The sequence below is a fragment of the Clostridium sp. DSM 17811 genome, from assembly GCF_018861905.1.
Lineage (GTDB): Bacteria > Bacillota > Clostridia > Clostridiales > Clostridiaceae > Clostridium_AD > Clostridium_AD frigoriphilum.
In genome coordinates, this window is the sequence record NZ_JAHLDU010000003.1 from 86,362 (window position 1) to 99,760 (window position 13,399).

Below are 13,399 nucleotides of genomic sequence, written 5' to 3' on the forward strand. Positions count from 1 at the left end.
AATACACGAGAGTGAAAACAGATTATTTTATTTTAAAATTAAGATTAGGAGGTAATTTAAATGAAAAAAGTTGTGGTTATTTTTAATGGTGGCACAATTTCTATGACCCTGGATCCAAGAATAAAAGCGGCAGTCCCAACTCTAAGTGGAGAAGAAATAATGTCTATGGTTACAGGAATTGAAAAATATGCGGAAATAGAATCATATACTTTTTCAAATCTGCCTGGCCCTCACATGACGCCAGAACTAATGATGGATTTGTCTAAATACATACAAAAATTCTTAACTCGAGAGGATATATGTGGGGTTGTGGTGACTCATGGTACAGATTCACTTGAGGAAACAGCATATTTGTTACATCTAACTATCAATAATCCAAAGCCTGTAATTGTTACAGGTTCAATGAGAAATGGTTCGGAACTTGGGTATGATGGTCCTGCGAATTTATCTGCTGCTATTTGTACTGCTATTTCGCAGGAGGCGCGTAATAGGGGAGTATTAGTGTGCTTAAATGATGAACTTAATTGTGCTAGTGAAGTTACTAAAGCACATTCAATGCATCTAAACACTTTCCAGAGTCCCGAGTTTGGGCCCATAGGAATTATAGATAACAATGAAGCCATATTCTATAGAGATAGTTTGAAAAAAGAACATATAACAACAGATAAGGTAGAAACTAGAGTGGATTTAATAAAAGCTTGTGCTGGTATGAATTCAAAACTAATTGATTTTTGTGTGAAGGAAGGCGCAAGAGGAATTGTTATTGAAGCTATGGGAAGAGGGAATATTCCGCCGGAAATGGCAGAGGGTGTAAAAACTGCTATTGAAAAGGGCGTAGCGGTTGTTATGGTGTCTAGATGTTTTAAAGGAAGAGTATTAGATTCCTATGGATATCCAGGTGGTGGAAAAGAACTCAGGAATGCAGGCGTTATTTTTGGGGATAGTCTTCCGGGTCAAAAGGCTAGAATTAAACTTATGCTAGCACTTGCGAGTACAACAGATTTAAAAGAAATAAAACACATGTTCGAAAATGGAAGGTATAAAAGCCGAATTTAATGAGGAAAATATAATTTAATATTCGCCATGGTATTGACGGAAACTTCCATTTTTGATATTATGTTTGTATAAAAAATAAAATACAGGATAGGGGAGAAACATGAAATCAACAGAAAACATTGAAAAAAGTTCTATATTTGAGAAGCTTTTTAAATTAAGAGAAAACAAAACAACAGTTAAAACAGAAATACTTGCGGGTATAACTACATTTATAACTATGGCATATATTATAATTGTAAATCCTAATATTCTTAGATTTGCTGGAATGAATCTGCCAGGGATAAAGGGAGAAGGGGCAGGAGCTTTTACTGCGTTAAATGATCCAGTTGTAGCATCAGTTTTTGCAGCTACATGTCTTACAGCTGCAATAGGTACTTTCGTAATGGCTTTTTATGCTAACCTGCCTTTTGCACAGGCACCAGGAATGGGATTAAATGCATTCTTTACTTATAGCGTATGTTTAGGCCTAGGATACACATGGCAACAAGCTCTAGCTGCGGTTTTTATATCAGGAATTTTATTTATAATAATAACACTTACATCAATACGAGAAAAAATAGTAGATGCTTTGCCACAAAATTTAAAACTTGCTATTTCAGGTGGTATCGGATTATTTATAGCCCTTATAGGTTTTAAAGGTGGCGGAATAATTGTAAGTAATAAAGATACTTTAGTAGCCTTTGGTAGGCTTACATCTCCAAGTGCATTAGTGACTTTAATAGGCATAGCTATTACGGCAATATTCATGGCTAGAAAAATAAAAGGATCTATACTAATTGGAATTGTTATAACTGCTATAGTGGGGATTCCGTTTGGAATTACAAAACTAGCAGGTGTTAAGATATTTAGTGCACCACCATCTCTTGCACCAACATTCATGCAGTTTGATTTTGCAGGTCTTTTAGGATCAGGTGCTGGTAAGGGAGTATTTTCAGCAATAATGAGTGTAGTAATGGTTGTAATAACCTTTAGTTTAGTGGATTTATTTGACACAATAGGAACACTCGTAGGAACAGCAACAAAAGCTAAGATGCTCGATGAGAATGGACGAGTAAAAAATATGAATAAGGCATTAATGTCAGATGCATTAGCAACTACTGCAGGAGCAATTATGGGAACAAGTACAGTAGTAACTTATGTTGAATCCACAGCAGGAGTTGCAGAAGGTGGAAGAACAGGTCTTACATCAGCTACAGTGGGAGTCTTATTTTTAGCTTCATTATTTTTTAGTGGACTTGTAGGAATAGTACCAACGGAGGCAACTGCTCCAGCACTTGTAATAGTTGGAGTACTTATGATGAGTTCAATTACAAAGATTGATTTTGAAGATTTTACAGAAGCACTCCCAGCATTCTTAACAATAGCAATAATGCCTTTTAGCTATAGTATAGCAAATGGAATAGCTGCAGGAATTATTTTCTACCCAATAGTAAAAGTAGCAACAGGCAGGTATAAAGAAGTAAGTCCTATAGTTTATGTTTTAGCAGGTTTATTTATAATTAGATTTATTATATTACCTTAAGGCTGAAATGTCATTAAATTGGTATTTATAGAATAGATATTTTAAGATATCTATTTTATAAGTACCAATTTTAAATTTAAGCTTCTTTTTTACTGTAAATTAGGTTAATGTAACAAAGTTAGTATTATCTGAATAGTATAATAAAAACTATATAAAGGATGATACCATGAAAATAAATAATAGACTGTCTAATGTATCTGAATATCATTTCAAAAAGATTGATGATATTAAAAATAAAGCTATAACTTGTGGGAAAAAGATTGTTGACCTTAGTGTAGGAGATCCGGATTTATCAGTCAATTCAAAAATAACAGATGCCCTAATAGAGGGCCTAAAATGTGAGAAATATAATAACTATCCGCCTTATGATGGAATAAATGAACTCAAAAAAGCAGTTATAAAATATTATAATGACGTTTACGATGTATGTTTAAATTTAGATGAAGTAATAATTCTTATAGGATCAAAGGAAGGTATAAACAATATAATTCCGGCTGTATGTGATATAGGAGATTGTGTAATAGTGCCTGAACCTGCATATCCAGTTTATAGTATTTGTTCAAAGCTATGGGGTTGTGTTCCATATGCTGTACCATTAACACAAAGCAATGGATATATGCCAAGGCTTGATACTATTCCTGAAACCATTGTTAATAAATGCAAATTAATGTTTATAAATTATCCTAATAACCCGACAGGAGCAGTAGCAAGCAAAGACTTCTATAAGAATATTATAAATTTTTCTTATGATAATAATATTGTTTTATGCAATGATTCGGCATATAATGAGATAATTAAGGAAGATAAAGAACCAATTAGCCTTATGCAATATGATGTATTAAGGCAAAATGTGGAATTTGGAACTTTATCTAAAACTTATAATATGACAGGATATAGAATAGGGTATGCTGTAGGTAATGCTAAAGTAATAAATGCTCTTTTAAAAATAAAAAGTAATTGTGACTCTGGTCAATTCATACCAATTCAAAAGGCTGCAGTTGCTGCTCTTAATTTAGAACGTGATTATGTTCATAATATAAGAAAAATATATGACGAAAGACGTGAAGTTGCTAAAAGTGTTTTACTAGAAAAAAACATAGAATTTTTTGATGCTGAGGCTACTTTTTATTTATGGTGTAGAACACCTAAAAACTATACTACAAATGAATTTTGTGAAGAATTGCTGATTAATCATGGAATTGTGATTACACCAGGTAATGTTTTTGGGAAAATTGGGTACGATTACTTCCGTATAGCGCTTACAAAAGATAAGCTTATTATTGAAGAAGCTTTAAAATCTTTAAAAAAATGTGGTGATTAATATTATTATTGGTATAATATAAGTTATATAGGAAATATTTTATTAATAGTATGAGCTGTTTTTAAAAGCTATAAAATTACAGCTTGATGATATTTTTTTTATGAAAATCGTAATAAAAGTAAAAACTTATAATTTTAGCTTGAAATTAAGGTAATACTTTATGTATACTTATTACGAGGTCACAATGAACAATGGAAGGATGTCTTGTTATGATTAGGAGTATGACCGGGTTTGGGAGAGGAAACTCTGAAAAAGATGGTAAAAGTTTTACAATTGAGATTAAAAGTGTTAATCATAGATATTTTGAAACTAATATAAGAATGCCTAGAGTATTAATATCTTTTGAGGATAAAATTCGTAAAATAATTGGTGAAAAAGTAAAAAGGGGAAAGCTTGATGTTTTTGTAACTCAAGGAAATTATGATAAGGAAGATGTCGAAGCATATTTGAATGAAAATTTAGCAGTAAGTTATATAAATTGCCTTGGAATCTTAAAAGATAAGTATGGTCTAAGTGATGATATATCTGTTGCAGCAGTAGCTAAATTACCAGAAGTAATAACACTTAAGCAAAAGGAAGAAGATGTTTCAGAAACATTTGAGCAGATTGATTTAGCATTAACAAAGGCGCTTAGGGCCCTTCTTTTTATGAGAGAAAGAGAAGGCAGAAAGCTACTTGAAGATGTTATAATTAAGTGCGATTTAATTAATGGATTAGTTGATAAGGTTAAACTGCGGGCACCTCTTGTTGTTTGTGAGTATAAAGCTAAGCTAACTCAAAGGCTAGATGTTTTGCATAAGGAAATTGATTTTGATGAAAATAGAGTTGCTATGGAAATTGCAATTTTTGCTGATAAAGCAGGAATTGATGAAGAAATTGTAAGATTAAATAGTCATATAAACCAAATGAGAGAGACTCTAATTTTAGACGAACCCATTGGTAGGAAGCTTGATTTTATTATTCAAGAAATGAATAGAGAAACTAACACTATAGCATCAAAAGCAAATGATTTAGAAATTTTAAACACAGTAATTAGTATGAAAAGTGAAATAGAGAAAATTAGAGAACAAATACAAAACATAGAATAAACTGGAGGCAAACGATGAGTATAAAGTTGATAAACATAGGGTTTGGAAACATTGTTTCAGCAAATAGATTGGTAGCTATAGTCAGCCCTGAATCAGCGCCTATAAAAAGAATAATTCAAGAAGCAAGAGATAGAGGAATGCTAATTGATGCTACATATGGAAGAAGAACCAGAGCAGTTATTATCACTGATAGTGATCATGTTATCTTATCGGCTGTTCAGCCTGAAACTGTTGCACATAGATTATCTGTTAAAGATGATGAACATTTAGACGAGGTTGAGGAATAATGAGGAGCAAAGGACAGCTGATTGTAATTTCGGGACCTTCCGGTGCTGGTAAAGGGACTGTATGCGAGGCGCTTCTTAAAAAAAATGATTTCTGGATTTCAGTTTCAGCAACTACGAGAAGCCCAAGAAATGCTGAAATAGAAGGTATAAATTACTATTTTATATCTAGAGAAGAATTTCTAGAAAGGATAGCATCAAAAGACTTTCTTGAGTATGCGCAGGTTTACGGAAATTGTTATGGTACACCTAAATCTGAGGTTCTAAAAGTGCTCGAGAGCGGCCGTGATGTAATACTTGAAATAGATATTCAAGGCGCTCTTAAGGTGAAAATGGCTTATCCAAATGGTTTATTTATTTTTATTCTTCCACCATCTATGGAAGAATTAAGAAACAGAATTACAAATAGGGGCAGTGAAACACCAGAGTCATTAATGACTAGATTTGCATCTGCTCATGAAGAAATAAGTTTTGTATCAAAATACGATTACGCAGTTGTGAATGATACTGTGGATAGCGCATGTGAGAAAATTCAGAGCATTGTCATTGCGGAAAGATGCAGAGTCGATAGAATGAATGGAGATTTTTTAAAGGAGGAAATTATAAATGAATAATTCAATGATTAGTCCATCAATAGTAGATTTGTTAGAAAAGGTTGACAACAGGTATTCTTTAGTTGTAGCAACATCAAAAAGAGCAAGACAAATAATAGAAGGTCAAAGCCCACTTGTACAGGTGGATTCAACAAAACCTGTTACTATTGCTATAGAGGAGATTTATGAGGGAGCTATTGTTGCCATCACAACAAAAGAAGGAATAAAATAGTATGGAAAATACAAGGACGGTAGTTGTTGGTGTTACAGGTGGAATAGCTGTATATAAGGCTCTAGACGTTATTAGTAGATTAAAAAAAGAAAATGTTGATGTGCATGTTATAATGACAAAAGCGGCGTTGGAGTTTGTAAATCCAATAAGCTTTCAATCACTTAGTCAGAATATGGTTATACATGATATGTTTGATGAACCTAAAGCGTGGGAGATACAACATATATCTCTTGCTAAAAAAGCGGATTTATTTGTTGTAGTTCCAGCAACTGCTAATATAATTGGTAAAATTGCAAATGGAATTGCAGATAATATGATTACTACTACTATTATGGCAACTAAGGCACCAGTGATTTTTGCTCCGGCAATGAATGTTAATATGTATAATAACCCAATTCTACAAAGTAATATTCAAAAACTGAAGGGTTTTGGTTATGAGTTTATTGCCCCGGTATCAGGAAGGCTTGCTTGTGGAGACATAGGAGAAGGAAAACTTGCACAAACTGAAGATATTTTTGAAGTAATTATGAGTAAATTATATCCTATAAAGGATATGATAGGGACTAAGGTTTTAGTTACAGCTGGACCTACAATTGCACCTATTGATCCTGTAAGATTTATAACTAATAGGTCAACAGGGAAAATGGGTTATTCAATTGCTAGAGAAGCAAGAGACAGAGGGGCAGATGTAACTTTAATATCTGGACCATGTAATGAAAAAGCACCTTTTGGTGTAAGTATAATTAAGATAAATACTAATGATGAGATGAGGACCGCTGTAATAAGCAATTATGAAGATAGTGATATAGTTATAAAAGCGGCAGCTGTATCTGATTATAAACCTAAGGTATACTCTAACTTTAAAATCAAGAAAAGTGAAGATACTTTAGACTTAGAGTTTGTACGAGATAACGACATTTTAAAAGAGCTTGGATTACATAAAAAGAAGCAAATTTTAGTAGGTTTTGCAGCAGAAAGTAATGATTTACTTGAAAATGCGAAAGAAAAACTACTTAAGAAAAATTTGGATTATATAATTGCTAATGATATAACAAAAACAGACAGTGGGTTTGGAACTGAAGAGAATAAAGTGATTATTTTAAGCAAAGATAATGATCCAATAGCATTAGACATAATGTCTAAGAAACAAGTTGCTAGGGAATTGTTTAATTTAATAAATAAAAAGCGCTAATGCGCTTTTTTATATTATAGAAAATTATAAAATTAAAAGGGTGATTAAGTGTATCAGTATGCTGGAGTTGTAGTGAATAACGATTCAGTTCAAGTGGATAAAATTTTTACATATAAAATACCTACTAGTTTATTAGGTGTTTTACAGTTAGGATTTAGAGTTAAAGTGCCATTTGGTAGAGGAAACAGAACATTAGATGCTTTTGTACTAGAACTTTATCAGCAATGTGAGAATGTGAGTTACATTAAGGAAATAACTAACATATGTGATGAAATGCCTCTTCTTAAAATAACCGATATTGAACTTGTAAAAATCATGAAAAAAAAGTATCTTTGCACTTATCTAGAGTGTATAAAAGTTATTATTCCCAGGGGAATAACAAAGGGAATAAAAAAGAAGACCTCACTATTATTAACTGTAGGTAAGCCAATAGAGGGCAAATTTTTAAATGAACCTTATAAGAATATTTATGACTTAATAGAATTAAATAAAATGAAATATAATAAAAATGAATTTAGTAAAAATTTTAAATTATCATTATCGTCAATCAATACAATGATTAAACATGGGTTCTTAATTGTGCAAGAGGTTACAATTAATAGGTATAATCAAAAACATTATGCTAAGTACGAAGAAAAAATACTGAATGAAAGGCAACGCCAATCAGTGGATTTTATAATGAATTCTAAGAAAAATAAATTCTTAATTCATGGAGTTACCGGTAGTGGAAAAACTGAAATATATATGAAATTGGTTAGTTATATGTTAAAGGAAAATAAGCAATCTATAATACTTATACCAGAAATATCGTTAACACCTCAAATGGTTGAAAGATTTAAAGGGCGGTTTGGTCCTGAAATCGCGGTCTTTCATAGTAGATTGTCAGATGGCGAGCGTTTTGACGAATGGATGAGAGTAAAGCTTGGAAATACCCAAATTGCCATTGGAGCAAGGTCAGCTATATTTTTACCTTTTGAAAATTTAGGATTAATTGTTATAGATGAGGAGCACGAGGCTAGTTATAAATCAGATAGTGATCCGAAATTTGATGCTCGTGAAATAGCATATATGAAATGTGAACTTGAAGATTGTAAACTAATACTAGGATCAGCTACACCATCAGTCGAAAGTTATTATAAGTCTACCATAAATGAGCTTTCATTAATTACTATTAATGAGAGAGCAGATGGTGCAGCAATGCCAAAAGTAGAAATTGTAGACATGCGGGAAGAGCTTATGAACAACAATCGCTCAATATTTAGCAAGTCGCTACATGATGGCATTACGCAGTGTTTAAGTAAAAATGAACAGGTAATTTTGTTTCTAAATAGAAGAGGATTTTCGACATTTGTATCCTGCAGAAAATGTGGTTATGTTTTTAAATGTAAAAAATGTGATATTTCATTAACATATCATAGCGCAGGTGAATACTTAACATGTCACTACTGTGGTGAGAAGGAAAAGATTAGTAAAGTTTGTCCTAGTTGTGGCAGTAGTTATGTGAAATATTTTGGTGTTGGAACAGAAAAAATTGAACAAGAAATTAATAGAATTTTTCCAAGTGCAAGAACATTAAGAATGGACTTTGATACAACACGGAAAAAAAATTCTTATGAATATATATATAATACCTTCAAAAATAAAGGAGCAGATATTCTAATTGGAACTCAAATGGTTGCTAAAGGCTTAGATTTTAAAGATGTTACATTAGTGGGAGTAATAGCTGCTGATTTATCACTTAACTTACCAGATTATAGGGCGTTTGAACGGACATTTCAACTACTTACTCAAGTTTCAGGAAGATCGGGTAGGGGTAGTAAGGAAGGTAAGGTTGTTATTCAAACGTATAGTGCAGATGAGTTAACAATTAAGTATGCAGCAAGCAATGATTATGATAGTTTTTATAGAAATGAAATTATGATGAGAGAGGCTATGGATTATCCGCCTTTTGCAAGTATTTTAGTTATAACTATGAGTTCTGAGGATGAAAATATGTTAATAAAAAATATACAAAATGTTGGCGAAAATTTAAAATATAAGATCAAAGATAACAATAAAATTACACTGCTGGGACCATGTACTTGTGGGGTTTCTAAAATTAAGAATTTCTACAGATGGCAAATTATTATTAAAGGTGATATTAACGAAACAATTGCTCTAGAAATAAAGAATTCAGTTTATGAATTAGTAAAAAATGTTTATAGCAGTATAAGAGTTAGTATAGATATTAATCCAAGTAATATGATCTAGCAGCACAAAAATTATAATTTATTTATAAGGAGGGTAACACATGGCAACAAGAACAATTAGAATATATGGTGATGAGCTATTAAGGAAAAAAAGCAGAGTAGTAGGTGAAATTAATCAAAGAATTTTATTGTTAATCAAAGATATGAAAGAGACTATGTATATTTCTAATGGGATAGGACTTGCGGCGCCTCAGGTTGGCATTTTAAAAAGAATAGTTGTTATTGATATTGGAGATGGTCCTATAGCATTAATAAATCCAGAGATCATTGAGATGGAGGGTTCACAAATCGCAAGTGAGGGTTGTTTAAGCATACCAGGAACACAAGAGAATGTTGATAGGCCCCAAAAAGTAAAAGTATCCGCATTAAATGATTTGGGAGAGAAGATAGTAATTGAGGGAGAAGGTCTTCTTGCAAGGGCGCTTTGCCATGAAATTGATCATTTGGATGGTATATTGTTTATAGACAAAGCAATAGAGGGTGAGGAATAATATGAAGATAATTTTTATGGGTACACCGGAATTCTCAGTGCCATCTCTGCAATCACTTATAAATGAATTCGAAGTTTCTGCTGTTTTTACTCAGCCTGATAGACCAAAAGGAAGAGGAAAAAAATTAGCTATGTCACCGGTTAAGCAGTTGGCAAGTTCATGTAACATACCGGTATATCAACCTCTAAAACTTAAAAATAATGATGAAATGATAGATATAATTAAGAATTTAGAACCAGATTTTATTGTAGTAGTAGCATTTGGACAATTACTTCCAAAGGAAGTATTAGATATCCCTAAATATGGATGTATAAATTTGCATGCATCTTTATTGCCAAAATACAGGGGGGCGGCACCTATAAATTGGTGTATAATTAATGGTGAGAGTACTTCTGGTAACACAACAATGCTTATGGATGTTGGCCTTGATACCGGTGATATTCTCTTAACAAATGAAGTTGAAATTACTACTGATATTACAGCAGGGGAACTTACAGACATTCTTAGTAGTAGCGGTGCACAGTTATTAGTTGAAACAATAAATGCAGTAATAAATAATAAAATTAAACCTATTAAACAAGGGGATAGTATTAGCTCATATGCGTCTAAGCTAGGTAAGAAAATGGCAAGTATTGACTGGGCATGTAGTAATACTGATATTCATAATTTTATAAGAGGTTTAAATCCAACACCAACTGCATATACTCATTATGACAATATTGTAATGAAAATATATAAGTCGAAAATATTAAATGAGTTATCAAGTAAGCAAGCTGGATGTATTATAGATGTTTCAAAAGAGGGGTTAAAGGTATCAACTGGAAGTGGGGTTTTACTTATTGAGGAGATTCAATTTCCAGGTAAAAAGCCTTTAAAGGTAAAGGATTATATAATAGGTAATAAAATAGATGTAGGTATGATACTTAAATAAAAGTGAAATTGAGGTAAGGGTATGAGTAATAGTAGACTGGTAGCAGTTACAGTTATAGAAAAAGTATTAAATGACAATGCTTATTCGAATATTGTTTTAGGATTAGAACTTAATAAATCAGAGCTAAGCGATAAAGATAAAGCTCTAGTTACAGAAATAGTTTATGGAACGTTAAAATATAAGTATACTATAGATAAAATATTGCAACACTTCGTTAAAAATGGTTTTGATAAGTTAGAAAGTTTTGTTTTAAATATATTAAGAATATCAGTTTATCAAATTAGGTATTTAGATAAAGTTCCGAGTTTTGCAACTGTAAATGAGGCTGTAAATTTAACTAAGAAAAAGAGTAATATAGGAGCATCAAAGCTTGTTAATGGTGTACTTAGAAGTTACCTTAGGGAAACAGATGCAAAGTATTACAATGGAGAAAATGATATTGAAAGATTATGTTTTGAGTATTCATTTACGAGGGCGCTTGTTAAACTCTTTATAAAGCAATATGGACCTCAAAAGGCTGAAGAAATTCTTAAAGGTTTAAATTATAAGCCTGATGTTACAGTTAGAGTTAACACTTTAAAATTAACTTATAAAGAAATATGGGAAAAACTTATAGAAAATGGCTATAATATAGAAGAAGGTTATGCATCATCTGAAGCAATCCGAATTATTAAAGGAAAAAATATAGAGAATAACGTTTTATTTAACGAAGGTAATATAACGGTTCAAGATGAGAGTGCAATGCTTACAGCACCTTCTATGGATTTAAAACTAAATATGAAAGTTTTAGACCTTTGTAGTGCACCAGGTGGAAAAACAACACATATAGCAGAGCTTATGAAAAATACAGGTAAGGTTCTGGCGTTTGATGTGCATAAAAACAAATTATCTTTAATCGAAGAAAACATAAAGCGAATAGGAATTACCAATACAACTTGTGAAGTTCAAGATGCTACTGTCTTTGACAAGGATTTATTTGAATATGCGGATAGAGTACTTATAGATGTGCCATGTTCAGGGCTAGGAATCATTAGAAAAAAACCTGAAATAAAGTGGAGCAAAAATATAAAAGATATAAATAATATAATAGAAATACAAAGACGTATAATGGATAATGCTTCAAAATACGTAAAAAAAGGAGGAGTACTTGTATATTCAACATGTACCCTAAACAAAGATGAAAATGAAGGTAATATTGATTGGTTTATAGAGTCACACTCAGAATTTAAGATAGAACCTGTATTTTTTGGTGAATTTGATAATATAAAATATAGTGACAAAGGTTATGCTACTATATTTCCAAATGAATACATGGATGGCTTTTTTATAACCAAACTTATAAAGTCATAGTGGCCTTGTAAAACTCGTGAGTGTATAAAATGATTGGGTGTGTAAAATGATAAATATATTAGATATGGATTTAGAGGAACTAAAACAGTGGATGAAAAGCAATGGGGAAAGTAAATTTAGGGCTAAGCAAGTATTTGACTGGATTTATAAGGATATTTGTGAATTTGAAAATATGAATAATATACCACAGAGTGTAAGAGAGAAGTTGCAAACTAATTTTTATATAGGAATACCTAGGCTTATAGAAGAATATACATCAAAACATAATGATACAAGAAAATACCTTTTTGAACTGGGTGATGGTAATTTAATTGAATGTGTTGTTATGAAATATAAACATGGAAATTCTATATGTATATCTACTCAAGTAGGATGCAGAATGGGTTGTAAATTTTGCGCATCTACTATAGGTGGAATGATTAGGAATATATCGCCGGGAGAAATGCTTGCTCAAATATTAAAAGCACAGCAGCTTATTAGTGAACGAATTTCTAATGTTGTACTAATGGGAAGTGGGGAACCATTTGATAATTTTGACAATGTAATGAAATTTCTTGAAATAGTGAATTCTGAGAATGGACTAAATATTGGACAAAGGCATATAACTATATCTACATGTGGTATAGTTCCAAGAATCAAAGAGTTTGCGGATTTTAATATGCAAACTACACTTGCTATTTCGCTTCATGCGCCTAGTGATGAAATCAGAGTGAAGAGTATGCCAATTGCAAATAAGTATTCTATTGCAGAAATTATTGATGTTTCTAAGTATTATATAGATAAAACTAATAGGCGAATAACATTCGAATATGCTCTTGTTAAGGGTCTTAATGATAGTAAGCAAGATGCAGAGAAACTAAGCGCTTTGTTAAAAGATATGTTATGCCATGTTAATTTAATCCCGGTTAATGAGATTAAAGAAAATGAACTAAAGAGATCTTCAAATGATGATGTGGCTGAATTTAAGAGGGTGCTTGAGGCTAATAATATTCAGACAACGATAAGACGAGAAATGGGGCTAGATATTAATGCTGCATGTGGACAGCTTAGAAGAAGCCATATTAAAGGTGAAGAACTTAAATGAGGGGGT

The 13,399-nt window shown here is 31.9% G+C and carries 13 protein-coding genes; all 13 read left to right on the forward strand.

Annotated features, from left to right (window positions below):
* The first annotated feature begins 60 nt into the window (after positions 1-60).
* The 13 genes from KPL44_RS05770 (at position 61) to rlmN (ending at position 13,393) form a co-directional block, all read left to right on the forward strand.
* Positions 61-1,056, forward strand: a complete 996-nt coding sequence (locus KPL44_RS05770) for an asparaginase (RefSeq protein WP_216247957.1) — start codon at positions 61-63, stop codon at positions 1,054-1,056.
* Positions 1,057-1,156: 100 nt separating this feature from the next.
* Entirely contained in the window at positions 1,157-2,578 is a 1,422-nt protein-coding gene (locus KPL44_RS05775) for an NCS2 family permease (protein ID WP_216247958.1), read from the forward strand.
* A 166-nt stretch (positions 2,579-2,744) separates the two neighbouring features.
* Complete coding sequence (locus KPL44_RS05780) at positions 2,745-3,899, forward strand: aminotransferase class I/II-fold pyridoxal phosphate-dependent enzyme (protein WP_216247959.1); 1,155 nt, start codon at positions 2,745-2,747, stop codon at positions 3,897-3,899.
* 209 nt (positions 3,900-4,108) lie between these two features.
* Positions 4,109-4,987, forward strand: coding sequence for a YicC/YloC family endoribonuclease (locus tag KPL44_RS05785; RefSeq protein ID WP_216247960.1), 879 nt, complete (start codon positions 4,109-4,111; stop codon positions 4,985-4,987).
* Positions 4,988-5,001: 14 nt separating this feature from the next.
* Positions 5,002-5,274, forward strand: coding sequence for an extracellular matrix/biofilm regulator RemA (gene remA / locus KPL44_RS05790; protein ID WP_216104699.1), 273 nt, complete (start codon positions 5,002-5,004; stop codon positions 5,272-5,274).
* The gene (gene gmk / locus KPL44_RS05795) at positions 5,274-5,885 is read left to right on the forward strand and encodes a guanylate kinase (protein ID WP_216247961.1); all 612 of its coding nucleotides are present in this window, start codon (positions 5,274-5,276) and stop codon (positions 5,883-5,885) included. The genes remA and gmk overlap by 1 nt, the downstream gene beginning before the upstream one ends.
* Positions 5,878-6,096 carry a DNA-directed RNA polymerase subunit omega gene (gene rpoZ, locus KPL44_RS05800; protein ID WP_216247962.1) on the forward strand — a complete coding sequence of 73 codons (219 nt, stop codon included), beginning with the start codon at positions 5,878-5,880 and terminating at the stop codon, positions 6,094-6,096. Before gmk ends, rpoZ begins: the two co-directional genes overlap by 8 nt.
* Position 6,097: 1 nt before the next feature.
* Entirely contained in the window at positions 6,098-7,288 is a 1,191-nt protein-coding gene (coaBC, locus tag KPL44_RS05805) for a bifunctional phosphopantothenoylcysteine decarboxylase/phosphopantothenate--cysteine ligase CoaBC (protein WP_216247963.1), read from the forward strand.
* Positions 7,289-7,336: 48 nt separating this feature from the next.
* Positions 7,337-9,538 (forward strand): primosomal protein N', encoded by a 2,202-nt coding sequence (gene priA / locus KPL44_RS05810; protein WP_216247964.1) that lies wholly within the window; start codon positions 7,337-7,339, stop codon positions 9,536-9,538.
* A gap of 40 nt (positions 9,539-9,578) precedes the next feature.
* Positions 9,579-10,028, forward strand: a complete 450-nt coding sequence (def, locus tag KPL44_RS05815) for a peptide deformylase (protein ID WP_216247965.1) — start codon at positions 9,579-9,581, stop codon at positions 10,026-10,028.
* A gap of 1 nt (position 10,029) precedes the next feature.
* A complete protein-coding gene (fmt, locus tag KPL44_RS05820) occupies positions 10,030-10,959 on the forward strand; it encodes a methionyl-tRNA formyltransferase (RefSeq protein ID WP_216247966.1) in 930 nt (309 codons plus the stop codon).
* A 21-nt stretch (positions 10,960-10,980) separates the two neighbouring features.
* On the forward strand, positions 10,981-12,309 hold the full coding sequence (rsmB, locus tag KPL44_RS05825; protein WP_216247967.1) for a 16S rRNA (cytosine(967)-C(5))-methyltransferase RsmB: 1,329 nt from the start codon (positions 10,981-10,983) through the stop codon (positions 12,307-12,309).
* Positions 12,310-12,355: 46 nt separating this feature from the next.
* Positions 12,356-13,393 (forward strand): 23S rRNA (adenine(2503)-C(2))-methyltransferase RlmN, encoded by a 1,038-nt coding sequence (rlmN, locus tag KPL44_RS05830; protein WP_216247968.1) that lies wholly within the window; start codon positions 12,356-12,358, stop codon positions 13,391-13,393.
* Positions 13,394-13,399: the final 6 nt, after the last annotated feature.

Bases quoted from the DNA above. Each gene is read 5' to 3' on its own strand.
- KPL44_RS05770 (WP_216247957.1), top strand. From the start codon at position 61: ATGAAAAAAGTTGTGGTTATTTTTAATGGTGGCACAATTTCTATGACC.
- KPL44_RS05775 (WP_216247958.1), top strand. From the start codon at position 1,157: ATGAAATCAACAGAAAACATTGAAAAAAGTTCTATATTTGAGAAGCTT.
- KPL44_RS05780 (WP_216247959.1), top strand. From the start codon at position 2,745: ATGAAAATAAATAATAGACTGTCTAATGTATCTGAATATCATTTCAAA.
- KPL44_RS05785 (WP_216247960.1), top strand. From the start codon at position 4,109: ATGATTAGGAGTATGACCGGGTTTGGGAGAGGAAACTCTGAAAAAGAT.
- remA (WP_216104699.1), top strand. From the start codon at position 5,002: ATGAGTATAAAGTTGATAAACATAGGGTTTGGAAACATTGTTTCAGCA.
- gmk (WP_216247961.1), top strand. From the start codon at position 5,274: ATGAGGAGCAAAGGACAGCTGATTGTAATTTCGGGACCTTCCGGTGCT.
- rpoZ (WP_216247962.1), top strand. From the start codon at position 5,878: ATGAATAATTCAATGATTAGTCCATCAATAGTAGATTTGTTAGAAAAG.
- coaBC (WP_216247963.1), top strand. From the start codon at position 6,098: ATGGAAAATACAAGGACGGTAGTTGTTGGTGTTACAGGTGGAATAGCT.
- def (WP_216247965.1), top strand. From the start codon at position 9,579: ATGGCAACAAGAACAATTAGAATATATGGTGATGAGCTATTAAGGAAA.
- fmt (WP_216247966.1), top strand. From the start codon at position 10,030: ATGAAGATAATTTTTATGGGTACACCGGAATTCTCAGTGCCATCTCTG.
- rsmB (WP_216247967.1), top strand. From the start codon at position 10,981: ATGAGTAATAGTAGACTGGTAGCAGTTACAGTTATAGAAAAAGTATTA.
- rlmN (WP_216247968.1), top strand. From the start codon at position 12,356: ATGATAAATATATTAGATATGGATTTAGAGGAACTAAAACAGTGGATG.